This window comes from Pseudomonas sp. 9AZ (assembly GCF_902506525.1).
Taxonomy (GTDB): Bacteria; Pseudomonadota; Gammaproteobacteria; order Pseudomonadales; family Pseudomonadaceae; genus Aquipseudomonas; species Aquipseudomonas peli.
Genome location: NZ_LR733840.1, coordinates 1,629,320 through 1,655,376 on the forward strand (window position 1 = coordinate 1,629,320; position 26,057 = coordinate 1,655,376).

Genomic DNA, 26,057 nt, shown 5'->3' on the forward strand with positions numbered 1-26,057 from the left:
GATCTCCCGATCATCAATTACCCGCGCTGGCGTTCCAGCGCAGCAAACACAACCATTCCCACCAGCATGGCCGCCACGAACAGCAGCACCTGCCAGCGCCCGGTGAGCAGAATCGCCACGGCCGGGCCTGGGCAAATGCCAGCAATCCCCCAGCCGATACCGAATAACAGGCTGCCGCCGATCAACCGCCGATCCAGCTCACGTTTGCCCGGCAACTGCATCGGCGCACCGAGCAGGCTGCTGCGCTGCAAGCGCGCCCAACTGAACGGTAGAAATGCCACGCCAATCGCCGCCACCATCACCAGGGCCAGCGATGGATCCCAGGCGCCGGCCAGGTCGAGAAACGCCAGCACCTTGGCCGGGTTGGCCATGCCTGCGCTCAGCAGGCCGATGCCAAAGATCACACCGGCAAGAAAGGCCAACAGTTTGCGCATGTTCAAGCCCCCAGCAGATGACGCAGGACAAACACCGTGGCGAAACCGGCGGCCATAAAACTCAAGGTGGCAGCCAGGGAACGCGGTGACAGCCGCGATAAACCACAGACGCCATGCCCGCTGGTGCAACCTGCGCCATAACGGGTGCCGACACCGACCAGCAGACCGGCAACCGTCAGCGCCAGCCAGCCGCTGTCGATCTGAATTTCAGGCAGACGGCTAAACAGCTGCCAGAGCAGCGGCGCGAGCAGTACGCCCAGCAGAAACAGACCCTTCTCGCCCCACCCTTCACCACGCTCAAGCAAACTGCCGAGCAGGCCGCTGATGCCGGCCACCCGGCCATTCATTACGGCAAACAAGCTGGCGGCCAGGCCAATCAATGCGCCACCCGCCAGGGCGCTCCAAGGTGTGAAGTTGTACCAATCGATACTCATTGCTCACCTGCGCAGAACAGCTGATACAGGGTGTTGATCACCGCCAGCGCCGCCGGGCTGCTGATGCAGTAATAGATCTGCTTACCCTCACGACGGGTCGCCACCAACCCTTCACGGCGCAACACCGCCAGTTGCTGCGACAGCGTCGGCTGTTGAATACCCAGCAGCGTTTCCAGCTCGCTGACATTACGTTCGCCCTGGGAGAGCTGACACAACAACAACAGGCGATCCGGATTGCCCAGGGCCTTGAGCAACTGCCCCGCCGCATCGGCATTGGCGCGCAGTTGCTGGATATCGAGTGGCGGATGTTCAGGCGTCATAGCAAGCAACTCAGTTAAGATAAAAACAATCTATTCTTTTATATATTGAATAGCAAGCACCGCCCGGCCTCCATACAGCGGTCAATCGCAGGCGATAAAAAACCCGGAACGGAGTCCGGGTTTTTTGTTCAGTGCAGGCAGGGCTGGATGCAACAACTCAGCCTACAGCCACCGCAATCAGAGCAATGGCAGGGTGTAGCTGACGATCAGACGGTTTTCGTCGAGGTCACGACCGAAGTTGTTGCGCATGGTCGCGTTGCGCCACCGCACGCCCAGGTTCTTGAGAGCGCCTTCTTGGAACACATACATCAGTTCGGTATTGCGTTCACGCTCCTTACCTTCGGAAACGTTGCTACCACGGTCGATGTTGTCGCCCGACAGGAAGCGCGTCATAAAGGTCAAACCAGGTACGCCAACAGAAGCAAAGTCGAAGTCATAACGTGCTTGGTAGGACTTCTCGTCCTTAGCAGCGAAGTTGCCGATCTGCACATAGTTGACCAGGAACGGATCCGTACCACCGACATAGGCGAAACCGGTGTCGCCGCTCATTTTCTGGTAGCCGAGGCCAAATTTATGGCCGCTCAGGGCATAGGTCACCATCGCGCCGAAGGCCTTGTTATCAACATTGCTCAGGCCGTCATCGGTGGAGCGGGCATAGCGCACGTCTGTCTTCAGGCTCTGCTTGTCGCCCAGCGGCAGGACATGCACCAGGTTGAAGGAGTGCTGCTTGTACAGGTCTTCCAGATTGGAATAGTAATAACCCGCTGTCAGGTCCTTGGTGAGCTTGTAGTTACCGCCGGCAAAGACGAACTCGTTGGCATTGTTAGCACTGTTGCCGCCCTTGAAGCTGATACCACTGTGGGTATAGGTGCTCAGGGTCATGTCTTCGTAGTCTTGCGAGTTGCGGTTGTTGACCTCATCGAGGTAACCCGCATCCAGGGTCAGACCATCAATTTCCTGGGATACCAGGTTACCGCCGCGGAAGATTTGCGGCAGCAGACGGCTATCACTGGAGGCAATCGCCTGGTTCTTGAACTGCATCTGGCCGACGCGCAGGGTGCTTTTGGAAACCTTGGCCTTAGCTGCTACAGCCAGACCGGAGTAGTTGTCCTGGGAGCCTTTAGAAGCGCCATCCGGAACCAGCAGACCACTACCGGCGGTGCCATCACCCGAATCCAACTTGAAACCGAACATGCCGATGGCATCAGCACCAAAGCCAACGGTACCGTCGGTAAAGCCCGACTCAGCACGCAGGATAAAACCTTGCGCCCACTCTTCACTCTTGGAGGGCTCGGCAGCACCTTCACGGAAATCACGGTTGAAGTAGAAGTTACGCGCTTCGAGAGTGGCTTTGCTGTCGCCAATAAAATCGGCATGGGCGACTTGGCTCAGGGACAAGCCCAGGGTGCTGGCCGCGACGGCCAGGGCCAGGGAGGTCTTTCTCATTATGTTTTCTCCAGTTGTGTGTGGGTTGCACATCGGTGCGGGTACTGTCTTCACGGATGAAGCGGCAGGCGCGCACCGAATTCGGGGGTTATTGCAAAGCCAGGCGCCGGACAGACAAACGGGAGCCGCAGCCAGAATGGCCGTGCAATAAGCGAGATCAGGTGAGCGCGTGAGAACAGTCAGCGCGAGCTGGGGAATGAGGGCATGGCAGCGGACAGGTCAGCATCATGGCGCAGGTCTCTTCATTTTTATTGTCGGCCCATCAACCAGGCCGTTATGTAGAGAGCCCTACGCAGATACTGTGCCAGCCGCCAAAAACAGCTCGCCGACACGTCTATTACAAGGTTTTACAGGCTTTCCGGGGGAGTGCCGAAGCCTGACCTAAGCAGCGATAAGCGGATTTTTGCCGATAGCAAAATATGAAGAGGCGGTTTATCGCCAGCACGCAGACCGTCATGCCTCGGCGCGTGATCAGTCCACCACCACCTGATTCTTGCCCTGGCGTTTAGCCCGGTACATCGCGGCATCCGCCCGGGCATACAAGGCATCCAGGCTTGCATCCTCGGGGCGCAGGCTGGTGAGGCCCTGGCTCAGGGTGATGCCGAACGTTGTCCCTGCATGGCTGAAACTCAGCCGCCGTGTATCGCGCTGTAACCGCTCGGCAATCTGCTCGGCCAAGGCCGGCTCGCAGCGCGGAAACAACGCGGCAAACTCCTCCCCACCGATGCGTCCGAACAGATCACCACGGCGCAGAGTGGTCGCCCCGCAGTAGGCCAGACGCTGCAGCACCTGATCACCCATCTGGTGGCCATAGCGGTCATTGATCTGCTTGAAGTCATCCAGGTCGAGCAGCAGAAAGGCCAGTGGACTGTTGTATTCACGGGCCTGCTCGAACTCGCGCTGAGCGCATTCGAAGAAGTGCCGACGGTTACTGCTCTGGGTCAGTACATCGGTGGTGGCAAGGCGGTGTAACTCACCTTCCAGCTGTTTCTTTTCAGTGATGTCTTCGGCAATGCCAACAATGATATGCGGCTTACCCGGCGAGCTTTCACGGCTGACAAAGCACTTATCACTCAGCCAGCGGACCTGACCATCGCCACGGATGATGCGGTACTCGCGCGCTTCGACGGCGCCGGTTTCCAGCACTTGGGCAAAGCTTTCGGCGGCGTATTCCAGATCATCGGGGTAGATGTTGTTGCGCCACTCGTCGTAGCCGGCCAGCAACAGCTCGGTGGAGCGTCCGAAGACGCGCTCATAGGCGGGGCTGACGTAGATCACCCGCTGGGCATTCCAGTCAAATGCCCAGAGAACCGCGTTCACACTGCCAAGTAGGGTGCTGAACAGCTGCTCGCGTTCCTGTAGCCGCGCCACCTCGGCACGCGTGTGCAACAACGCCAGTGTCAGCTCTTCCTGCTCCAGCTGCTGTCTGTTGACTTCATCCATAAACACCGCCGCCGCTCTCAGATAACGGGGATATGACAGCAGCATACGCCAGAAGTTAAAAAGCCCGCCAATAGGCGGGCTTCGTGGGCGTAGAAGACCGTCAGGCCGTCGCCGGACGCAGCGAGTAGGTCTTCAGTTGTTCGGCGAATTCACGCAGCGACTGAATGCCACTGGCTTCGGCCTCAGTGACCCACTGCTTGATGGCTTCAAGCATGTCATGACCATTGGCGCTGGTTTTCACCCAGATTTGCTGCAGGGCCAGGCGCTTTTCGTAGATCACCTTGAGTGCCTGGCTCTGCTCCAGCATGCGCTGGATGCGCGCCTGGTGACCTTCGTCCAGCAGGCTCGGCTCACGCGAGAGCAAACGCTTGGCGCGGTGGAAGTGGTGACGAACCGAAGCATCGGCCTTGGCCAGTTCCTGCTGCACCAGCGGTGCGATCACCAGCTTGCGGTACTGCGCCATGATCTGGAAGCGGTTGTTGAGGATGGCCATTGCAGTGTCCATGTCCAGGCTGCGCTTGCCTTCTACCCGATGGGCAATCGGCGCAACGCGCTGCACCTGGGCCAAACCAAGCAGACTGAACAGCTTGATCCAGAACCAGCCCATGTCGAACTCCCACTTCTTCACCGACAGCTTGGCGCTGTTTGGATAAGTGTGGTGATTGTTATGCAGCTCTTCACCGCCAATCAGAATGCCCCACGGCACCAGGTTGGTCGCCGCATCGCGGCACTCGAAGTTGCGGTAGCCAACGGCATGACCAAGACCATTGATCACACCCGCCGCCCAGACCGGAATCCACATCATCTGAATAGCCCAGATGGTGATACCGGCAGCACCAAACAGCGCCAGGTCGATGGCCCCCATCAATGCCACGCCGCCAACCGGGAAGCGTGAATAGAGGTTACGTTCGATCCAGTCTTCGGGACAGTTTTTGCCGTAGATGCGCAGGGTTTCCAGGTTCTTCGCCTCTTCGCGGTACAGCTCGGCACCGGTACGCAACACCGTGCCCAGGCCCTTGATCACCGGACTGTGCGGATCATCCACGGTTTCGCATTTGGCATGGTGTTTACGGTGGATTGCCGTCCACTCGCGGGTATTTTGTGCCGTGGTCAGCCACAACCAGAAACGGAAGAAGTGCTTCAGCGCCGGGTGCAATTCAAGCGCGCGGTGCGCCGAGTAGCGATGCAGGTAAACCGTGACACTGACGATGGTCACGTGCGTCATCAGCAGAGTGACTGCGATCAGCTGCCAGACCGACAGATCGAGAAAACCGTTGTACCACATGGATCACGTGCCTCATGAAAAAGGAAAGACATGCCTGCTTTTTAGCGCACATCTGTACACATTATCCCTGACCCGGATCAGAAAACCAGTTGGTCTTTTGCATAAGAATGCCGCGCCCTATCTACATCTATAATGCCGGCCTTACGCAAAGGACTGACTTTTACCCCATGAATATCCCGCAAAGCCCTTGGCGCTTGACGCTCACCTATGCCTTGGCCGCTGGCCTTTGGGTGTTTTTCAGTGACCACTTGCTGGCCACTCTGGGCATGCCGTTGGCGCAACTGGAACGCGCACAACTGCTCAAGGGGCTGGGCTTTGTGCTGCTGACTGCTGGTTTGCTGTACGCCGTTCTGCGTACCCATCGTCAACAACACAACCAAGTCAACCTCGCGCTGAGCAGCAGTAAGGAGCGCTTGCATCAGGCATTAGAGGCGGCCAAGGACGGTATGTGGGACTGGGACCTGCAAACCCAGAAGCTGTACTTCTCCCCCGGCTACTCGGCCCTCCTGGGCGTTGCCCCTGAAGCACTGGGCGATGACCCCGACCTCTGGCGGCAGCGACTGCACCCCGATGACCGCTTGCTCTTCGACCGTAACCTGGAGCAGCGCCTGGCCGCCTGCAACCCTGCGCCCTACGAAGTCAACTATCGCCTGCTGCACCAGGACGGCAGCTACCGCTGGATTCAGTCACGCGGACGCCTGTTGCTCGACGAGCATGGCCAGGCCGAACGCCTGATCGGTACCGCCAGCGACATTACCCAGCGCCGCTACGACGAAGACAGCCTGCGCCAGGCCGCCGCGGTCTTCGATGCTACCCAAGAAGGCGTACTGGTCACCGATGTGCAGCAACACATCGTGCACTGCAACCCGGCTTTTACCCGTATCACCGGTTACAGCCAGGATGAAATCCTCGGCCAGTCGCCGGCCATCCTGAAATCCGGGCGGCATGACCAGGCCTTTTACGACAGCCTATGGCATGCCCTGCAAAACCGCGGGGCGTGGAGCGGCGAAATTTGGAATCGGCGCAAAAGCGGCGAAATCTACCCGCAGTGGCAATGCATCCGCGTGATTCACGACGAGCAGGGCGAGATCAGCCATTACGTCGCAGTGTTCTCTGATATCAGCGCGTTGAAACGCTCACAACGCGAGTTGGATTACCTGGCGCATCACGACCCATTGAGCAACCTGCCCAACCGCCTGCTGTTCACCGAGCGGGTCGAGCGCGCCCTCGAGCGCGCCACGCATGATGAGCAGCGTGGCGCGGTACTGCTGATTGACCTCGACCATTTCAAGCACATCAACGAAAGCCTCGGCCACACCATCGGTGACATGCTACTCAAGGAGGTGGGCGAGCGCCTCGGCCAGCAGCTCGGCAAGCGTATGACGCTCGCCCGCCTGGGCGGCGACGAGTTCGGCCTACTCGATGAGAGCTGCAGCAGCGCCGAGCAGGCCGCCGTGGTCGCCCAGCGCTTGCAGGCGTGCCTGACCCGGGCCTTCCGAATCAATCAACAGGAGTTGTTCGTCACCGCCAGCATCGGTATCAGCCTCTACCCTGCAGAGGCCACTGATGTTGGCCAGGTGCTGCGCAATGCCGACTCAGCGCTGTTCAAAGCCAAAAGTAACGGCCGCGAAAGCTACGCCTTTTACAGCCAGGAGCTGACTGAACACGCCCGCCAGCGCGTCGAACTGGCCAGCGCCCTGCGTCATGCCCTGGATCATCAGGAATTGCGCGTCTACTACCAACCGCTGATCTGCCTGCATAGCCAGGAAATGATCGGCGTTGAAGCCCTGGTGCGCTGGCAGCACCCGCAACGCGGGCTGGTGCCGCCCGGCGAATTTATCCCGATTGCCGAAGAAACCGGGTTGATCGGCGCCATCGACGCCTGGGTATTGGAGCAGAGTTGTCGACAGATGGTCGCCTGGCAGATCGCGGGGTATTCACTGCGCTTTGTTTCCGTGAATGCCTCAAGTCGCCTGTTCAGCCGGGGTGGGCTGGACCGACGAGTGGCAGAGGTACTGCGTGATACCGGCTTGGCCCCGGCATACCTGGAGCTGGAAGTTACCGAAAGCGCGGTGATGGAAGACCCCGACGCCGCGCTGGCCTTGCTTGAGCGCCTGCGCGCACTCGGTATCCGCCTGGCGATTGATGACTTCGGCACGGGCTACAGCTCGCTGGCACGCCTTAAGCGCCTGCCCGTGCACAAACTTAAACTGGATCAGAGCTTTGTCAGTGGCTTACCGCATGATCAGGACGACGTGGCCATCACGCGAGCCGTCATCGCGTTAGGTCATAGCCTGGGGCTCAAGGTACTGGCCGAAGGCATTGAGCAGCTCGAACAGGTCGAATTGCTCCAACAACTCGGCTGCGACCATGCCCAGGGCTACTATTTCGGTCGCCCGCAACCGGCAGAACACTTGATCGCACACCTGGCGCGCAGCGCCATAACCACGAGCTAAGGCAGCACGCATGCGCGTCATGATTCTGGAGGATGACAGCTGGATCGCCGATCTGCTCAAGCAGATCGTCCTCAGCCTGCGCCCTACCAGCCACGTGGTATGCCTCGACAGCGTCAGCGCGGCCCTGCGCGAATGGCAGCAGCGCCCCGCTGAGCTGGTCATTTGTGATTGGAATCTGCCGGACGGCCCCGGCACCCGCTTGCTTGAGCAGGTGCGCCGCGACAACAGCAGCACGCCGCTGGTGGTGATCACCGGCCGTTCCGACCGCGCCAGCGTACTGGCCGTGCGTGCTTTGAAAATCAGCGCTTTTATCAGCAAGCCCTTTCAGGCCGCGCATGTCGCCGCCAGCCTGGCCGTCTTGCTGCCCTCGACAGGTGATGAGTCACACCACCCGCGCACCGAACACCAGGACCTGCTCAGCCATCTGGCCAACGTGCCCAGTCATGAGCTGCAGTTACCGCTCAAATCACATGTTCGCGATCATCTGCTGCAACGCTTCAAGGGTGAATCTGTCGACTTACGCCAGTTGGCCAGCAAATGGCAGCACGACCCCGCACTCACCGCACGCCTGCTCGCCGTAGCCAATAGCAGCGCCTACAACCTGGCGGGCAAACCCTGCATCAGCCTACTCGACGCGTTGCAGAAACTGGGCGCAGATAACAGCCTGAACCTGGCGCTGGGCCTGGCATTACGCCAATGCAGCGTGCTGGATAACGCCCTGCTGCGCCTGTTTGCCCAGGCCCACCTGGACAGCACCGAGTTACTGATTGAGCGCAGCACTCAGCTCGCCCGCCAATGCGCCCTGGACCCAGCGCCGTTCCACACCGCGGCCCTGCTGCACCGCATGGGCGAGTTGTGTGTGCTGTACCTGGCGCAGGTCTGGCAGGACAGCGGGCAGTGTTTCAGTGAAGGCCATGTGTTACAGGCCCTGGACCAATTCAGCGGCCCGTTTGCCATCAGTATCAAGGCACAATGGCACGTGCCATTGCAGCTGCGCGAGCTGATCGGCGCGTGCTACAACCTGCCTGCCCACAACCTCAAACGCGAGAACATCCTCATGCGCCTGGCCGCCTGTGAACTCAACAGTGCACCTGATGACCCCGAGTTGGCCCGCCTACGCCGGCTGGCGGGGCTGATCTGAATGGCACTCTGCCTGGCTAGACGCGAGACGGAGCTGAAGGATGTTTAAACCCTTCAAACTCAACGCCATCCACGGGATTGTCGGCTTGGGTAGCCTGGGCCTGGCGCTGCTTTTCAGCGTGCTCGGCGGTATTGCGCTGAACGAGCGGGAAACCCTGTGGACACTGCAAATCGCCAAACAGCATGAGCTGCAACGCCTCACCCTGAACAACAGCCAGCATGAGCTGGAGCAACAGGCGCAGCTACTGGCTGAAACCTTCGCGGCCGACGCCTGGCTGGTTGACCTGGTGCGCCAGGCACAGACGCTAACAGGCGGTGCGCCCGCAGACAGACAACACCTCAACGCTATCCGCGACCAGCTCTACACCCGCCTTGCGCCGCGTTGGCGCAACCTGCAAGGCATTCGCCCGTTTAACCTCTCGATCCACCTGGCTCCTTCGGCCGAAGTGCTGCTGCGTGTACATGAACCGCAGTCGTTTGCCGACTTCCCCAGCGCGCAGCGCCCCATGTTGCTCGACAGCCTGAGCGAAGGTGCCGCCAAGGCAGGCCTGACGGTGGATGGCGACGCCCTAAGCATGCGCGCCATTGTGCCATTGACGGTGGACACCCCTGACGGCCGCATGAATGTCGGCGCGCTGGAAGTCAGCCTGGATGTATTGAATAACTTGCCGCAGCTGGACCGTGAGCTGGATGCCGGCGTAGCCCTGTTGGTCAAACGCCAGATTCAAACGTCCGCCAGCCGCGACGACGCGCGCAACGCTACGGCGACACCGCACGCTTACTGGCACCTGGCGGGCTTCTCACAGGTGCAGATACAACACTGGCAAGCAGAGCATCGCCTGCCCGCCCCGGACGCAGGCAATACCTTCACATTGCTGGAGGACCGCGGCCGCACCTACCTGCTCAACCAGGTGCTCTTGAATGACTACCAAGTCGAGCCGGCCAACCCCGAAAGCACCGTTACCGTCCTGAGCTGGCGTGACATCACCACGCTGTACAGCCTGCACCTGCGCGACAACCACTGGCTGGTGGCCAAGTGGTTACTGGCTTGGCTGGCCGCCGAAATGCTGTTGCTGTTGCTGCTCAAGGCCACCCGTCACAGCAGCCAACGGTTTATTCAGCGCCACAACGCCGAACTTGAGGCCAAGCACCAACAAAGCGAAGAGGCGCGCCAGCTACTGGCGTTGATCACCGAAACGCAGGCGGCCTATATCAATGCCGACAATCAGCGAGAGTCCTTCGAAACGCTGCTCGGCCGTATTCTGCAAGTCAGTGCCAGTCAGTTCGGTTTTATCGGCGAAATCCGTCGTGACGAAGCCGGGGCGCCCTACCTGCGTACATTCGCCATCAGCAATATCGCCTGGGATGCCCAGAGCAGCGCGTTCTTCGCCGCCCATGCACCGCAAGGCCTGGAGTTTCGCAACCTCAATAGCCTGTTTGGCCAGGTGATCCGCAGTGGTCATGCACTGATCAGCAACGACCCGGCCAATCACCCGAACCGTGCTGGATTGCCCCCCGGTCACCCGCCGCTATTGGCATTTGCCGGCTTGCCCATTCATGCCAACGGCGAGCTGCGCGGCATGCTCGGTTTGGCGAACCGCGAAGGTGGCTACGACGAAGAGTTCGCTACGCAACTGCAACCGCTGCTGACCACCCTCGGTCAGCTGCTCGAAGCCCTGCGCCGCGACCATCAACGCATGCAGACCCAGCAACATATGCAGCGTCAGCAAGCAGCCTTACGCGCGCTCAATGAAATTGCTGCACTGCCTAAGCTGAGCAGCCACGAACAACTGCGTCAGGCCCTGCAACTGGGTGCACAATTCTATGACATGCCAATCGGCATCATCAGCCAGATCGAGGCGGACACCTACCAGGTCAGGGTTCAAGTGTCGCCGCCCGACACCCTGCAGGACGGTCAATACTTCGTCCTCGGAGACACCTATTGCAGCATTACCCTGCGCAGCAATGATGTAGTCGCCATTGCGGCCATGGGCCTGAGTGAACATGCCGCCCACCCCTGTTACCCGCTGTTTGCCTTGGAAAGCTATATCGGCACCAGCATCTGGGTCACCGGTCAGCGCTTCGGCACTCTGTGCTTCGCGTCCAGCAAGGCGCGCGCGACGCCCTTTGATGAGGCCGATGAAGAGTTTATGCGCCTGTTCGCCCGCTGGGTCGGCGCCACCTTGGAGCGCATGCGCCATGAAGAACAGACCCGCGAAGCGCGCAGCTTTCTGCAGGCAGTGCTCGACTCTGCGACCGGAGTCAGCATCATCACCACCGATACCGACGGCCTGATTACCCTGTTCAACTCCGGCGCCGAACGCCTGCTGGGTTATCGCAGCGCCGAAGTCATTGGCCGCCACACCCCAGCCTTGTTCCACCTGACCGAGGAAATTCAGGCGCGCGGCCAGCAGTTGACTCGCCCGCTGGGCACGGACGTCAGCGGCTTTGCAGTATTCACCCGCGTTCCCGACCAAGGCGAGCCGGAAACCCGCCAGTGGACCTACCGCCGTAAAAACGGCGAGCTGCGTATCGTCAACCTCACCGTCAGCACCATGCGTGATACACAGGGCGTGATCACCGGTTACCTGGGCATCGCCAGCGACATCAATGACCAGCACATGACCACCCGCGCTCTGCAAAAGAGTGAAAGTCGTTTTCGCGGCCTGGTCAGCAATTTACCGGGCGCGGTGTACCGCTGCCGCAATGACGAAAACTGGTCAATGAGCTACCTGAGCGAGGAGATTTATGCGCTCAGCGGCTACCCTGCCCACGACTTTATCAACAACCGCGTGCGCAGCTTCTCCAGCGTGGTGCACCCGGATGACCTGCCGATCACCTACCGCGCAGTGGCCGCGATTGAGCGTAAGGAGTCCTTCGAACTGACCTACCGTCTGTTGCATGCCGACGGCCGCAGCGTCTGGGTACGGGAAAAGGGCCGCGGCGAATACGACAGCCACGGCGAGTTGCAATGGATTTCCGGCTTCATCTGGGACATCAGCGACCGCAAGGCCGTGGAAGACCAGCTGCGCCTCAGTCAACAGCGTTTCAGCAGCGCCTTCAGCACCGCGCCCCAGGGCATGGCGCTGGTCTCGCTGCAGGGGCAATGGCTGGAGGTCAACGAAGTGCTCTGCGAGATGCTTGGCTACAGCCGCGAAGAGCTGCTGCGCAGTAACTTTCAGCAGATCACCCACCCTGACGACCTGGATGCCGATCTGCAGCATATCGAAGAGCTGCTGGCCGGCGAGATCAATACCTATCAGATGGAGAAGCGCTACCTGGATAGCCAGAGGCGGATCATCTGGGTGCTGATGAGCGTGTCACTGGTACGCGACAGCAACGATGCGCCGGTGCACTTCGTGGTGCAGATCCAGGACTTCAACGAACGTATCGCCGCCGAAATGGCCATCCGTGAGCGCGAAGATTACCTGCGCACCCTGCTCGACAACGTGCTCGACGCAATCGTTACCATCGACCAGCAGGGCTATATCGAAACCTTCAACCACGCCGCCGAGCGCATCTTCGGCTACAGCCACCTGGAGGTTTCCGGGCACCGGGCCACCCTGCTGCTGCCTGAGCCGCAACGTTCAATGCGTGCCCGCTACCTCAACCATTTCCTGAAAACCGGCATCCAGCAGATTCTGGGCAAGGAAATCGAGCTGACCGCCCTGCGCAAGAATGGCGAGAGCTTCGCCATTGAGCTGGCCATTTCGCAGATCAGTCACCAGGGTGAGCGGCGCTTTATTGCGGTCATCCGCGATATTGAAGAGCGCAAACGCATTGAGCGGATGAAGAACGAATTCGTCTCCACCGTCAGCCATGAACTGCGCACGCCGCTGACCGCGATTGCCGGCTCCCTAGGCCTGGTCAATGGCGGCGCGCTGGGAGACGTGCCGGCGGGCATGCAACAGATGCTGCAGATCGCTCAGGACAACAGCCAACGCCTCAACTTGCTGATCAATGACCTGCTCGACATGGAAAAACTGGTGGCCGGCAAGATGCTCTTCGAGCTACAGGACGAAGCACTGCAACCGCTGCTGGAACAGGCCATTGAAGAAAACCAGCCTTACGCCAGCCACTATCAGGTGCACTTGCAGCTACACGACCTGCCTATCAAGACCCGCGTGCGTGTCGACAAACTGCGCCTGGCTCAGGTGCTGGCAAACCTGCTGTCCAATGCCGCGAAGTTCTCACCGCAGGGCCAGACCGTTGATGTGCGCGTGCACGAACAGGGCACGCGCGTTCGCGTCAGCGTGACCGACCACGGGCCCGGTGTTCCAGAGAATTTCCAGGCGCGCATCTTCAGCAAATTCTCCCAGGCGGATGCCACCGATACCCGGCAGAAAGGCGGCACAGGCCTGGGCCTGGCGATCAGCAAGGAAATCATCGAGCGGATGAACGGTCACATCGGTTTCGACTCGAGCCCCGGTCATGGCGCGACTTTCTGGTTTGAACTGACTACCCTGGCCCAAGAAGCCAGCCCTGAGGAAACCCGGCATGTCTGAGCTACAGCGTATTTTGCACGTGGAAGACGACCCCTCCATCCAAGCCGTGGCCAAGCTCGCGCTGGAAGCAGTGGGCGGTTTTCAGGTGCTCAGCTGCTCATCTGGCCAGGACGCCCTGGATCAACTGCAGGGCTTTGCCCCGGACTTTATCCTGCTGGACGTGATGATGCCGGACATGGACGGCCCGCAAACCCTGGCGCAGATCGCCCGACTGATCGACATCAACCAGTTGCCAGTGGCCTTTATGACCGCCAAGGTGCAACCGGCGGAAATCGCGCATTACCGCAGCCTCGGCGCCCGCGATGTGATCATCAAACCCTTCGACCCAATGCAGCTGGCCGCGCAGGTGCGCCAGATCTGGAGCCTGGCCCATGAGTAAAGGCAAAAGCACCGCTGATGAACTGCAGCAACACCTGCAGCAGTTAAGCAACGCCTTCGCTGTGCGCCTGCAGGTAGAACTGCCCGCCCTCGCACAGAACGCCGAACGCCTATTGCACGCCGCCGATCCGCAGGAGCAGCTGCAGCACCTGCAAAGCCTGCGCGACCAATTACACAAACTGGCCGGCGCCGCTGGCACCTTTGGCTTCAGCAGCCTGGGCCAGCGCGCCCGCGAGCTGGAACAGGAAGCCGATCAATGGCTGGAAACCCTGCAGCAGGAACAACAGAGCCTGCAAGACTTCAGCCACAGCCTGCAGCAACTCGCACTTCAGCAGTTTCAAGCCGAACGCGGGCAGGAAGCCGCCACCCGCGCAGTCAAACCGCCACGGCCGAACAGCAGTGCGCGGCGCATTTATATCCTCGAAGATCAATTGGCGATTGGCGAAAACATGCGCCTGACACTGAACAACTTCGGCTATCACGCCGAACACTTCAGCCATATCGCCGACCTCGACCACGCACTGCAACAACAACTGCCCGATGCGCTGATCGTCGACGTCAACCTGCCTGACGAAAGCCTCACCGGCTTGGAATATGCCGCCAGCCTGCAACAACGCCTGGATGAACCGCTGCCGCTGCTGGTGATCACCACCCAGGACGATTTCGCCACCTACCTTGAAGCCGTGCGCGTTGGCGCCATGGGTTTCTTCACCAAGCCCGTCGACATCCCACAACTGGAAAACCGTCTGGAGCGCTGTTTTGCCCAGCAACAGGGGGAACCGTACCGGGTGCTGATCATCGATGATGACCGCGAACTGGCCAGCCGCTTCAGCCTGATTCTGCGCGGCGCCAATATGCTGGTGGAGATGCTTCACGAACCGGCCGATATCTTCGCCCGCATGCGCAGCTTCAACCCCGAGGTGGTGCTGCTGGACGTGAGCATGCCCGGTTGTACCGGTCCCGAGCTGGCGCAGATCATCCGCATGAACGACGACTGGCTGCGTGTGCCCATCGTTTACCTGTCGGCGGAAACCGATATCAACCGGCAGATGAACGCACTGATCAAGGCCGGCGATGACTTCGTCACCAAACCGATTTCCGACAACGCCCTGGTCGCCGCCGTGTTCTCCCGTGCCCAGCGTGCGCGCCTGTTGAGCAATGCGCTGTCGCGCGACAGCCTCACCGGGCTACTCAAACATGCCGACATCAAAGAGCAGGCGGCAGTCGAACTGGAGCGTGCGCAGCGCAGCGGCAAACCCGCCAGCGTGGCCATGCTCGATATCGATTTCTTCAAGAAGGTTAACGACAGTTACGGCCACGCCGCCGGCGACAACGTGATTCGTGCCCTGGCCAACTTGCTGCGCCAGCGCCTGCGGCGCATCGACAGCCTGGGACGTTACGGCGGCGAAGAGTTCCTCGTGGTGCTACCGGACTGCCCGCCCGATCAAGCCTTACGGATTCTTGATGAAATCCGCCAGCGCTTTGCCGACCTGCACTTTATTGCCGACGGCCAGCAATTTTCGGTCACGCTGAGCGCCGGCATTGCCTCCACCGATGATGCACCGGCTAGTGCCGACGACCTGCTGGATAAGGCCGACCGCGCGCTCTACACCGCTAAACACGGCGGACGCAATCAAGTGCGATAGCCGCCGTCGAACAGCCCCTCGACCTGCCACCACCTCACGCCACTGGCCAACGCTCAGCCGGGATGGACTGCGCCTGCTCGCCAGACAAGCTTTACAAATCATGTCGAAGCCTGAACTCTGCGGCATATTGTTGTACAAAGGTTATGCAAAACAAATAACCCTGTATCAGGAGATTTTTATGTTTGCCCAACTGACTTCGACCACTCAACGCCTCAAGCGCACGCTCATGCTCACAACTGCCGCACTGACATTCGCGGCAATGCCAGCGTTCGCCGACATGCACGGTGATAAGAAAGACATCGTCGACAGCGCGGTTGCCGCCGGCCAATTCAACACCCTAGTGACCGCTGTAACCGCCGCCGGCCTTGCTGAAACCCTCAAAGGTGAAGGCCCTTTCACCGTTTTCGCCCCCACTGACGCGGCGTTTGCCAAGATCCCTAAAGCCGACCTCGATGCTTTATTGGCCGACAAGGAAAAGCTTACCGCCGTGCTCACTTATCACGTCGTACCCGGCAAGTTGATGGCCGCTGACCTGGCCGGGAAAACCAGCCTGAAAACTGTACAAGGTGGTGAGCTGACGCTGGACACCAGCAATGGCGTGACCGTCGACGGTGCAGCCGTCACGAGTGCCGACATTGAAGCCAGTAATGGTGTGATCCATGTCATCGACTCAGTCGTACTGCCCAAGTAAACCGCACCAAAGCTGCACAAAAGCCGACCCTGTTTAGGGTCGGCTTTTTTGTTGGCGGACCGATGAGATGTAGCCACACTTGGCTTTGTGAAATTTATCGCGTAGATTTTCATGAAATTATTTAAATAGAATTTCATGAGGCGCGCCATGTTCAAACAATCCGCCCAGCACATCGGCACCTACTACGCCGGCACCTACCCCGGCGCCATCCCGCTACGCCCGCGCCTGCAGGAAGCGTTGCAATGCGATGTGCTGATTATCGGCGGTGGTTTCAGTGGGCTGCACACGGCGCTGCGCCTGGCCCTGGCGGGCAAGAAGGTGGTGCTGCTGGAAGCCAGCCGCCTGGCCTGGGCGGCCTCCGGGCGCAACGGGGGTCAGGCGCTGCCGGGTTGGTCCTGCGATATGCCGCCGTTTGAGAAGGCATTAGGCCTGGAGCGCGCCCGCCGCCTGTGGGACAGCATGGTCTGGGCTGCCGAGGAAATGCGCGAACTGCCCGAGCGGCACAACTTCGATATCGACTACCGCACCGGCGCGATCTACACCGCCGTACTGCCGCGCCGTGTGCGCCAGTTGCAGGAAAGCCTGGAAGAAGCCGAGCAGAAGTACGGCTATACGCAGCTGAGCTTTATCCCCAAGGAGCAATTGCCCGAGTGGATTGCCAGCCCGCGCTACCTCGCTGCCCTGCATGACAGCGGCGCCGCGCATCTCAACCCGCTGAAACTGGCCCAGGGCCTGGCCGATGCCATCGAGAAGGCGGGCGGAAAAATCTTCGAGCAGAGCAAGGCGCTGAGCTATCAGGAAACGGCTGACGGTTACCTGGCCCGCACGGAACAGGGCGAAATTCGCAGCGACGTGCTGGTACTGGCCTGCAATGCCTATATCGACAAGCTCGACCCGCAACTGTCGAAACGCCTGCTGCCGGTCGGTTCCTACCAGGTTGCCACCGCGCCACTGGACCCGGAGCTGGCGCGCTCACTGTTCCCGCGTGGCACCTGCGCCATCGACAACCAGTTCGTACCGGACTACTTCCGCGTTACCCCGGACAACCGCCTGCTGTTCGGCGGGGGCTGCACCTACCTCGGTGGTATCCCCGCGGACGTGCCGGCAGCCACCCGACCTTATCTGGAGCGGGTGTTCCCGCAACTGCGCGGCGTGCAGATCGACTACGGCTGGGGCGGGCATATCGACTGCACCATGCACCGCACCCCGGATGTCGGCCGCAGCAGGCAAAAGTATTGGCTGCAGGGCTTCTCCGGCCACGGCATCCTGCCGACCCTGGCTGCCGCCCGCGCGGTCAGCGATGCGATCCTCGGTGACGCCGACCTGCTTGAGCTTTATCAGGGCCTGAGCAACCCGCGCTTCCCCGGCGGCGATCTATTGGCCGCGCCGATCGAAGCGGTGGGCAAGGCTTGGTATCGCCTGCGCGATGTGATTTAAGGACGTTGACCATGGATATGCAGGAAGAAGTCGAAGGTCTGGCGATCCTGATCCGCGACCTGCGCAAGCACAAGAACCTCACCCTGGGTGAGCTGGCCGCGCGCATCGACCGTTCGGTGGGATTCCTGTCCCAGGTCGAGCGCGGCCTATCGCGCCCAACCGTGGCCGACCTGACCGCGATCAGCGAAACCCTCGGCGTGCCGACCACCTATTTCTACAGCCTGAGCAAGCCGCGCGACGTGCCCTGGGTCACCCGTCCCGGCGAGCGCCGTACGCTGTATTACGCCGGCGGCATCACCGATGTACTCGCCTCACCGACCATGGCTGGCGGTTTCTCCATGCTCGAAAGCCGTTTGGACCCGGGCGCCACCAGCGGCGACGGGCATTTGAACGACAGTTCCGAGCAAGGCGGCTTCGTCCTCGAAGGCGAATTGACGATCTGGTACGGCGACGCCGCCGAGCCGGTCACCCTCGGCCCAAATGACAGCTTCCAGCTGCCGCCGCATGCGCAGTTTCGCTACGCCAACCTTTCCGATTCCCCCACACGAGTGCTCTGGGTCTTCACCTGACCCGCGCAGATAGACACCATGACAATAACAACAGCATTCCCCGACCTGCTCAGCGAAGTCCGTGCCTTCCGCAGCGCCCACCCCGAGGTGTGCTATGTCGACCTGATCAGCCTGGACATCCCCGGGCATTTCTACGGCAAGCGCTACCCCATCGAGATGCTCGAGAAGGTCGCCGCCGGCAGCCCGCTGAAAATCCCGCAGAACTGCGTGCTGCTTGGCGTGCAGGGCGGCCTGCACCCGATTGGCGATTACTGCTTTAACGACGGCGACCCGGATGCACCGCGCCGGCTGATTCCCGGCACGCTCAAACCGGTGCGCTGGGAAAGCCAGCCGCTGGGGCAGATGCTGATCAGTTCCGACGGCACGCAAGCACCGATCGAGTTCGAACCGCGCGAAGTGCTCGCCCGCGTGCTCAAGCGCCTGGCCGCACGCGGTATCCGCCCGGTGGTGGCGTTCGAGCTGGAGTTCTACCTGTTTGATCGCAAGCTGCAGGACGGCCTGCCGCAGTTCCCCCGCGACCCGCTGTGCGGCGATGCCGATGACCAGCCGAATATGCATATCGAACGCCTGTCGCGTTTTGCCGATGTGCTGCACGAGATCGTCGACGCCGCTAATGAGCAGGGCGTGGACGCCAACGTGATCACCGCCGAACTCGGCCCCGGCCAGTTCGAGATCAACTTCGGCCATTGCGACGACGGCCTACGCGCCGCCGACTGGGCCGCCCTGTTCTGCCGCAGCACCCGCGGCGTGGCGCTCAAACATGGCCAGCGCGCCAGCTTTATGAGCAAGCCCTATCTGCAGGCGCCAGGCAGCGGCATGCATGTGCACGTAAGCCTGTATGACGCCGCCGGCCACAACCTGCTGGCAGCCGACGAGCAGCGCCCGCTGCGCCACGCCGTGGCTGGCTGCCTGGAGCTGCTGCCGCACTGCATGCCGATCTTCGCCGCCAACCACAACGCCTTCCGCCGCTACGGTGCCATGGTCAACGCCGCCAGCCGTGCCAGCTGGGGCTTCGAGGACCGCGATGCGTGCATCCGCATCCCCGAATCGGACGGCAAGAACCTGCGTATCGAACACCGCCTGGCCGGCGCCGACGCCAACCCCTATCTGGTGCTGGCCGCAATCCTCACCGGTATGGAGCACGGCCTGGATGCCGGCCAGGAGCCGATTGCCCCGCTCAACGAAAACCGCCAGAGCGGCATCGACTTTCCTCAGGACATGCTCGGCGCGGTCAGCGCCATGCGCGACCACCCGGTGGTCAACCAGGGCCTGGGCAGTGAGTTTGTGATGGTCTACTGCGAGAACAAGCGCCAGGACCACCTGGCCTTTATGCAGGAAGTGAGTGCGCGGGAATACCGCTGGTTTCTCTAACACGTAACGCGCCCGTTGCCTTGGCAGCGGGCGCGCGACTTCAACGCAGCAGATACACCGCCAGCCCGGCCAACGCCGACACCAGCAGCACCTCCATCACCCCACGTTTGAAGTGCAGCAGCGCCAGCGCTGCGCCCACGGCCAATAGCGCCGACGGCCAGTCGAAAGTGCCGGAAAAACCCTGCGGCCAGAACACGTGATAGGCAAAGAACAGCGCCAGATTCAGAATCACCCCCACCACAGCCGCGGTAATAGCGGTCAGGGGTGCGGTGAATTTCAGCTCGCCGTGGGTGGATTCCACCAGCGGCCCGCCGGCGAGGATGAACAGAAAGGACGGCAGAAAGGTGAACCAGGTGACCAGCGCTGCCGCCAGCGCACCACTGACAAAACCCGAATCGCCGCCGAAAACCGGCTGCAGATAAGCCCCGACAAACGCTACGAACGCAACCACCATGATCAGCGGCCCCGGCGTGGTTTCGCCCAGCGCCAGGCCGTCGATCATCTGCGTCGGGGTCAGCCAGCCGTAATGGCCGATGGCGCCCTGGTAGACATACGGCAGCACCGCATAGGCGCCGCCAAAGGTCAGCAGCGCCGCCTTGGTAAAGAACCAGGCCATCTGCGTCAGCGTGCCGTCCCAGCCGAACAGCCAGGTCAGCAGGCCCATCGGCAGCAACCAAAGCAGCGCTCCCACCGCCAGCAACAGCGCCAGGCGTGATGCGCGAAAGCGCGTATGTGCTAGCGGCGGGCTGTCATCGTCGATCAACGCCGGGCCGTAGCTCACATCCGCCGCTGCATGCCCGCCCCCCAGGCTGAACTGTTGCTGCAACAAGCGGCCACCTAGGTAGCCGAGTAGCGCGGCACTTATCACGATCAACGGAAACGGCAGATTGAAGGCAAAGATGGCGACAAAGGACGCGCCGGCAATGCCCCACAACCAGTTGTTCTTCAACGCCCGCGAGCCAATGCGCCAGGCCGCCTGCATGACAATGGCGGTCACCGCCGGCTTGATCCCATAGAAAATCCCCGCCACCAGCGGCACATCACCGAAGGCGGTATACAGCCAGGACAGACCGATCAAAATAAACAGCGACGGCAGCACAAACAGCACCCCGGCAATCACCCCGCCCCAGGTGCGGTGCAACAGCCAGCCGATATAGGTGGCCAGCTGCTGCGCCTCTGGCCCCGGCAGCAGCATGCAGTAGTTCAGCGCATGCAGAAAACGCCGCTCGGACAGCCAGCGGCGCTTCTCCACCAACTCCTGATGCATGATCGCGATCTGCCCAGCCGGCCCGCCGAAGCTGATCAGCCCCAGCTTCAGCCAGAACCAGAAGGCCTCGCCCAGGCTGACGGCGGGTGGCGCAGACGGTGCGGACGATTCAGGCATACGAGCTACTCACGGCAATAAACGCGGTCGCACTATAGCGCGAGCGCATGACGATTTAAGCGCGCACCGCTCAAGACCGGACGCAGATTTCCGTATACTGAGCGCCGCTGCATCCCCTTCAACCTGCCCGTGAAGCGCCCCGTGAAAATCCGCCAATCGATAGTAAGCCTGCTGCTGATTTGCAGCTGCGTTGTAGTTGTATCGAACACCCTGGCTGCACCCGCCAAACAACAGGACCTGGCCGCTGGCAGCGCGCTGCTGGTCGATCTGCAAACCAATCAGGTGCTTTACGAGCGTAACGCCGACAGCGTGGTGCCAATTGCTTCGGTGACCAAACTGATGACCGCCATGGTCACCCTCGACGCCAAGCTGCCACTGGATCAGCAGCTGCCGATCATGATTCGTGACACCCATGAAATGCGCGGCGTGTTCTCCCGCGTGCGCGTGGGCAGCGAGCTGAGCCGCCGCGACATGCTGCTGTTGGCCCTGATGGCCTCGGAAAACCGCGCCGCCGCCAGCCTGGCGCATCACTACCCGGGTGGCCACGCGGCTTTTGTCGCGGCGATGAATGCCAAGGCCCGCGCCCTGGGCATGAAGCATTCGCGCTTTGTCGAGCCCACCGGCTTGTCGGAACACAACGTCTCCAGTGCCCGCGACCTGGTGCTGATGCTCAAGGCCGCACGCCAGTACCCGCTGATCAGCCAGTTCAGCACCACCTCGGAAAAGACCCAGGCGTTCCGCAAACCCAACTACACCCTGGGTTTTCGCAACACCAACAACCTGGTGCGCAAACCGGGCTGGAGCGTGCAGCTGAGCAAGACCGGCTACACAGGTGAGGCCGGCCGCTGCCTGGTGATGAATACCGTGATGAATAACCGTCCGGTGGCGTTCGTGGTGCTGGATGCCTTCGGCAAATACACCCACATGGCCGACGCCAACCGCCTCAAGCGCTGGCTGGAAACGGGCAAAGTCACCGCTGTGCCACCAGCGGCCATCAGCTACCGCCAGCAGAAACTGGCGCAGCGCCAGGCCAACGCCACGCAGTAGCGAACAGGTAAGCAGCCAGATCAGCACGGCACTTCGTCGTGCCGCCCTCCACAGATAGAAATGCCTCAACCTAATACCTGAGGCATTACTGGAAGCGTCCGACCTCCTGACGCAGCTCTTCGGCCAGCTGATCCAGTTCGCGGGCAGTTTGTGCCAAATTGGCCACCACTTCGCGCTGTTCGCTGTTGGCCAGCGCAATGCTTTGCAGGTTACTGCTGAGCAACGTCGCGGTACTGCTTTGCTCGCTGGTAGCGGTAGTAATGGCGGTGAATTGCTCACCCGCTGCATTGCTCTGCTCGGCAATCTGGCCCAGTGCAGCAGCAACCTTAGCGTTACGCTGCAGCCCATCCTGCATCAGCAGCTTGCCCTGCTCCATGGTGCTGATCGCACTGTTGGTCTCGCCCTGAATACTGCCGATCATTGCGGAGATTTCGTTAGTCGCCTCGCGGGTGCGCGAAGCCAGACTGCGCACCTCATCGGCGACCACGGCAAAACCACGGCCCTGCTCGCCAGCGCGGGCGGCCTCAATGGCCGCATTGAGCGCAAGCAGGTTAGTCTGGTCAGCAATCGAGGTGATCACGCTGACAATTCCACCGATTTCCTGCGAGCGCTGGCCAAGGGTGTTGACCACGACAGACGTGTCATTCAGTGAGCTGGCAATCTGCTCCAAGGCGCTCGAAGCCTCAGCCATTGAGCTGCGTCCAATACGGGTCTGCTGGGCATTGTCGCTAGCCAGGCGCTCGGTATTACGCATATTGTCGGCAATATTCAGCGAGGTGGCACTGAACTCTTCCACAGCGCCGGCCATGCTGCTGATCTCGCCAGACTGTTGCTCGATAGCCTCATAAGCACCACTGGCCAGGCCAGACAGTGCCTGAGCACGACTAGTTACGTTGTGCGCGGCGCCGCGAATGCGCGCCACCATGGTCGATAACGCCTCACCCATCTGGTTGAAGTTGCGCGCCAGCTCACCGATCTCATCCTGGCTAGTAACGTTAAGACGCGCGCTCAGATCGCCTGCGCCCAATGCCTGCGCCTGTTGCACCAGATCACCCAGCGGGCGCAGCTTGCGCCGCAATAACCAGATCACTGCCGCGACCGCCAGCAGCAAAGTCACCAGACTGCCGATCGCCAACTGGCTTCCCACGCGCCAGGTCACCGACTGGATTTCTTCACGCGGCATACTCGCCAGCACCTGCCAGGGCCCGCCGGAAAACGGCATGGCTACGCTGAAGAACTCCTCGACACCGTCACTCCAGAACGCTCCATGGCCTGGTTCAGCCAGTACTTCAGCTAGCTTGCCGGCGATTTGCTCAGGCTCCCGTGCACCGGCTGGGGCAACCAACCACTTACCCTGATCGTCGAGCAACGCCAGCGACCCCGTGGTGCCGATGCGGAAGCGCTTGAGATTCTCAAACTGCGCGTTCTGTCCGTCGGTGTAGTCGAAGCCGACAAACAGCACCGCGATTACCCGCCCGCTAACGTCGCGCACCGGGGTGTATTGCGTCATGTAGAAGCGCTCAAACAGCAACGCCCGCCCCACATAACCATCACCCGCAAGCAGGCGTTTATAAGCGGGGTGCAGATGGTCGAGCACCGTACCGATGGCGCGGGTGCCATCGGGCTTGGTCAGCGAGGTGCTGATGCGCACAAACTCATCGCCATCGCGCACGAACACCGTGGCCACGCCTGCAGTCAGCTGATTAAACTCATCGACTTGAGTGAAGTCGTTGTTCAACAGGCTCGAGCCCAGGTACAGCGCCGGGGTTTGCATGCCGGCCACAGCTATTCGCTCGGCCCCCTGCACACTCAAACCGCCACTGAAACGCCGCTCAAACAGACCGGCAAGACGCTGAGTGCTCTCACGCAGGCTGTCATGAAAAGTGCTCAGCTGATCAGCAAGCAAACGCGCTTCGCTGCCTAAGTGCTCCTGTCGCGTAACTAGGTTGGCCTCGTTCAACGAACGCAGAGCGAATACGGTGCTGACACTGATCAGTAGAACCAGAACCAAGGCCAATGCTGTGGCCAACTGCCAAGCAATACGAGAGCGTGGAGAGGTCATGCATGCCTCCAAGGGCATAAAACGGCAGTTAAAGAGCCATGAAAGGCGTAATCGCCCTCATTTACTCGGCGACCGCACAGAATACTTGAGCGGAGAACTAAGAATATAGCCAACCAAAATTGATCGGCTTTCGCTTGCCGATAGAGGGCCGCACCAAGAAGACACGCCTATTTCATCGCACCAGGATTACCGGCGTCCTGAAATTGCTGGAGTGAGCGCCCAGATACGTTTCAAGCTATCCCGCAGACCTGATCCAGGCGATGCCTAGCTGCTTAGTCCAAACAATGGCTGACGTGTGCCGAACACCAGAAAGCGCGCCAGCTCAGGGAGCGGCAACGCCTTGCTGATCAGGTAGCCCTGCACCTGATCGCAGCCGTATTGGCGCAGCAGTGCCAGTTGTTCGGCATTTTCTACGCCCTCGCCCACCACCTGCAGGTTGAGGTTGTGCGCCAGGTTGATCATCGCCCGCACCAACTGCCGGTTCTCCGCACGCTCGCACATGCCACCGACAAAGCTCTTGTCGATCTTCAGCAGGGTGATCGGTAAGTTGTTCAAGTGCACAAAGGAAGAGAAGCCGGTGCCGAAGTCGTCCAGCGAGAAGCGCACGCCGAGGCGACCGAGGGCCAGCATGGTCTGCTGCACCTGATCACTGCGGCGCATCACCGCGGTTTCGGTTAGCTCGAATTCCAGCCACTGCGCATCAACGCCACGCTCTTCGATCAGCCGACTGAGAGTTGGCAGTAGCTGGCTGTCCTGAAACTGACGAAATGACAGGTTGACCGCCATATGCAGCGCTGGCAGACCACGCCCGCGCAGCCACTGCATATCGCGCAGCGCACGGCTGATCACCCAGTAGCCGAGCGGTACGATCAGTCCGCTTTCCTCGGCCAGCGGTACAAATTCATTGGGCGCCAGCAGACCATGCACGCTGTGGCGCCAGCGCACTAGCGCTTCCAGGCCGAGGATGCGTCCGGTTTGTAAACACAGGCGCGGCTGGTAGTGCAGCTCCAGCTCGTCACGGCGCAGGGCTCGGCGCAGCTCGCTTTCCAGGTCAGCCTGGTTGCGCGCACTGCGGTTGATCCGCTCGTCATAAACATGAAAAGAGCAGCCCTGCTGGCTCTTAGCCTGCTGCATGGCGATATGCGCATGCCACATCAGTGGGTCAGCGCTACTTGTGGCGCGGGAATGGGCAAGGCCGAGGCTGCAACCGATCAGCAGACTTTCGCCGTCAATCCAGTAGGGCTCGCCAAGGGCTTCGGTAATCTGCGCGGCTAAGCGCTCTGCGCGTTGCGGGTCGCGTCGGCTGTCGATCAGCAAGGCAAATTCATCGCTGCCCAGGCGCGCCACTTGGTCGCCTGCCTGCAGCTGCCCCTTGATCCGCGCCACCACTTGCAGAATCAGACTGTCGCCACCCTGGTAGCCGAGGGCATCGTTAGCGTGGCGGAAGTTGTCCAGATCGAGGTGGCCGAGGGTCAGGCCACGGCCTTCATACTCGGCCAGGCGCGCGGCCAGTAGGGTCTGGAATCCTTGGCGATTGGCAATGCCGGTCAGGGCATCCTGATCCGCCAGGCGGTGCAAGGTGTCGTTGAGTTTGCCGTACTCACGGGCATAGCGCAGGCAGCGACGCAGCACTTCACTGCTGAGCTGATGACGCACCAGCCAGTCGCAGACACCCTCGGGCTCGACGTCGGGCTCGGCATCCAACAGCAGGACAATCGGCAGGGAACAGCGCCCGGAGGTAGGCAGGTATTGGGGGGTGGTGAGGAGCAAGGCGTTGCTGGGTTTATCGAACAGCGCGCTGGCCGCCTCCCAGGACGGTGCGGTAATCAGCGCATAACCGCTGCCGAGCGCACCCAGACGTTCACGCAGCAACTGCGCCCAGCCCGGCGTTTCCGCCAGCAACAGCAAGCGTAATGGTTCGACGAACGCGGACAAACAACTTCCCCCACAGCACAAATAAAGAGCATTACAACCGCTCGGATGCGTCGTAATCGACGTCTAATCACGCA

19 protein-coding genes and 1 pseudogene are annotated in these 26,057 nt (G+C 60.9%); 10 read left to right on the forward strand and 10 right to left on the reverse strand.

Going from position 1 to position 26,057, the window contains the following annotated elements:
- Positions 1-17 precede the first annotated feature (17 nt).
- The 6 genes from ALTER154_RS07595 to desA form a co-directional block, all read right to left on the reverse strand.
- A complete protein-coding gene (locus tag ALTER154_RS07595; RefSeq protein ID WP_160085936.1) occupies positions 18-434 on the reverse strand; it encodes a DUF6691 family protein in 417 nt (138 codons plus the stop codon).
- Between the two features lie 2 nt (positions 435-436).
- Positions 437-868: a YeeE/YedE family protein gene (locus tag ALTER154_RS07600; protein WP_160085938.1), complete on the reverse strand. Its 432-nt coding sequence runs from the start codon at positions 866-868 to the stop codon at positions 437-439.
- The gene (locus tag ALTER154_RS07605) at positions 865-1,188 is read right to left on the reverse strand and encodes a helix-turn-helix transcriptional regulator (RefSeq protein WP_160085940.1); all 324 of its coding nucleotides are present in this window, start codon (positions 1,186-1,188) and stop codon (positions 865-867) included. The genes ALTER154_RS07600 and ALTER154_RS07605 overlap by 4 nt, the downstream gene beginning before the upstream one ends.
- 177 nt (positions 1,189-1,365) lie before the next feature.
- Positions 1,366-2,634, reverse strand: coding sequence for an OprD family porin (locus tag ALTER154_RS07610; RefSeq protein WP_160085942.1), 1,269 nt, complete (start codon positions 2,632-2,634; stop codon positions 1,366-1,368).
- Between the two features lie 471 nt (positions 2,635-3,105).
- The gene (locus ALTER154_RS07615; protein ID WP_160085944.1) at positions 3,106-4,077 is read right to left on the reverse strand and encodes a sensor domain-containing diguanylate cyclase; all 972 of its coding nucleotides are present in this window, start codon (positions 4,075-4,077) and stop codon (positions 3,106-3,108) included.
- Positions 4,078-4,177: 100 nt separating this feature from the next.
- The gene (gene desA / locus ALTER154_RS07620; protein WP_090250462.1) at positions 4,178-5,362 is read right to left on the reverse strand and encodes a delta-9 fatty acid desaturase DesA; all 1,185 of its coding nucleotides are present in this window, start codon (positions 5,360-5,362) and stop codon (positions 4,178-4,180) included.
- A gap of 167 nt (positions 5,363-5,529) precedes the next feature.
- Here desA and dibA point away from each other — a divergent pair, with 167 nt between their 5' ends.
- The 9 genes from dibA (at position 5,530) to ALTER154_RS07665 (ending at position 19,555) form a co-directional block, all read left to right on the forward strand.
- A complete protein-coding gene (dibA, locus tag ALTER154_RS07625; RefSeq protein WP_160085945.1) occupies positions 5,530-7,818 on the forward strand; it encodes a phosphodiesterase DibA in 2,289 nt (762 codons plus the stop codon).
- A 10-nt stretch (positions 7,819-7,828) separates the two neighbouring features.
- Positions 7,829-8,959, forward strand: coding sequence for an HDOD domain-containing protein (locus ALTER154_RS07630; RefSeq protein ID WP_160085947.1), 1,131 nt, complete (start codon positions 7,829-7,831; stop codon positions 8,957-8,959).
- 40 nt (positions 8,960-8,999) lie between these two features.
- Positions 9,000-13,463, forward strand: a complete 4,464-nt coding sequence (locus ALTER154_RS07635; protein WP_256665618.1) for a PAS domain S-box protein — start codon at positions 9,000-9,002, stop codon at positions 13,461-13,463.
- Entirely contained in the window at positions 13,456-13,842 is a 387-nt protein-coding gene (locus ALTER154_RS07640; RefSeq protein WP_160085949.1) for a response regulator, read from the forward strand. Before ALTER154_RS07635 ends, ALTER154_RS07640 begins: the two co-directional genes overlap by 8 nt.
- Positions 13,835-15,487 (forward strand): diguanylate cyclase, encoded by a 1,653-nt coding sequence (locus ALTER154_RS07645; RefSeq protein WP_160085951.1) that lies wholly within the window; start codon positions 13,835-13,837, stop codon positions 15,485-15,487. The genes ALTER154_RS07640 and ALTER154_RS07645 overlap by 8 nt, the downstream gene beginning before the upstream one ends.
- 178 nt (positions 15,488-15,665) lie before the next feature.
- Positions 15,666-16,178 (forward strand): fasciclin domain-containing protein, encoded by a 513-nt coding sequence (locus ALTER154_RS07650; RefSeq protein WP_090250478.1) that lies wholly within the window; start codon positions 15,666-15,668, stop codon positions 16,176-16,178.
- A gap of 147 nt (positions 16,179-16,325) precedes the next feature.
- Entirely contained in the window at positions 16,326-17,615 is a 1,290-nt protein-coding gene (locus ALTER154_RS07655) for an FAD-binding oxidoreductase (protein WP_160085953.1), read from the forward strand.
- An 11-nt stretch (positions 17,616-17,626) separates the two neighbouring features.
- The gene (locus tag ALTER154_RS07660; RefSeq protein WP_160085955.1) at positions 17,627-18,184 is read left to right on the forward strand and encodes a helix-turn-helix domain-containing protein; all 558 of its coding nucleotides are present in this window, start codon (positions 17,627-17,629) and stop codon (positions 18,182-18,184) included.
- Between the two features lie 24 nt (positions 18,185-18,208).
- Positions 18,209-19,555, forward strand: coding sequence for a glutamine synthetase family protein (locus tag ALTER154_RS07665; protein WP_178126361.1), 1,347 nt, complete (start codon positions 18,209-18,211; stop codon positions 19,553-19,555).
- Positions 19,556-19,595: 40 nt separating this feature from the next.
- On the opposite strand, the gene chrA is transcribed toward ALTER154_RS07665, so the two are convergent.
- A complete protein-coding gene (gene chrA, locus ALTER154_RS07670; RefSeq protein WP_160085959.1) occupies positions 19,596-20,939 on the reverse strand; it encodes a chromate efflux transporter in 1,344 nt (447 codons plus the stop codon).
- A gap of 141 nt (positions 20,940-21,080) precedes the next feature.
- Between chrA and pbpG the strand changes: the two genes are divergently transcribed.
- The gene (gene pbpG, locus ALTER154_RS07675) at positions 21,081-21,986 is read left to right on the forward strand and encodes a D-alanyl-D-alanine endopeptidase (RefSeq protein WP_160085961.1); all 906 of its coding nucleotides are present in this window, start codon (positions 21,081-21,083) and stop codon (positions 21,984-21,986) included.
- 85 nt (positions 21,987-22,071) lie between these two features.
- Here pbpG and ALTER154_RS21230 read toward each other — a convergent pair whose 3' ends face one another.
- From ALTER154_RS21230 to ALTER154_RS07685, 3 genes and pseudogenes are all read right to left on the reverse strand, one after another.
- A complete protein-coding gene (locus ALTER154_RS21230) occupies positions 22,072-22,932 on the reverse strand; it encodes a methyl-accepting chemotaxis protein (protein WP_372239946.1) in 861 nt (286 codons plus the stop codon).
- Positions 22,927-24,066: pseudogene (locus ALTER154_RS21235) on the reverse strand (Cache 3/Cache 2 fusion domain-containing protein); the annotation flags it as partial. The pseudogene ALTER154_RS21235 and the gene ALTER154_RS21230, both read right to left, overlap by 6 nt.
- A 246-nt stretch (positions 24,067-24,312) precedes the next feature.
- On the reverse strand, positions 24,313-25,983 hold the full coding sequence (locus ALTER154_RS07685) for a bifunctional diguanylate cyclase/phosphodiesterase (RefSeq protein WP_160085965.1): 1,671 nt from the start codon (positions 25,981-25,983) through the stop codon (positions 24,313-24,315).
- Positions 25,984-26,057 lie beyond the last annotated feature (74 nt).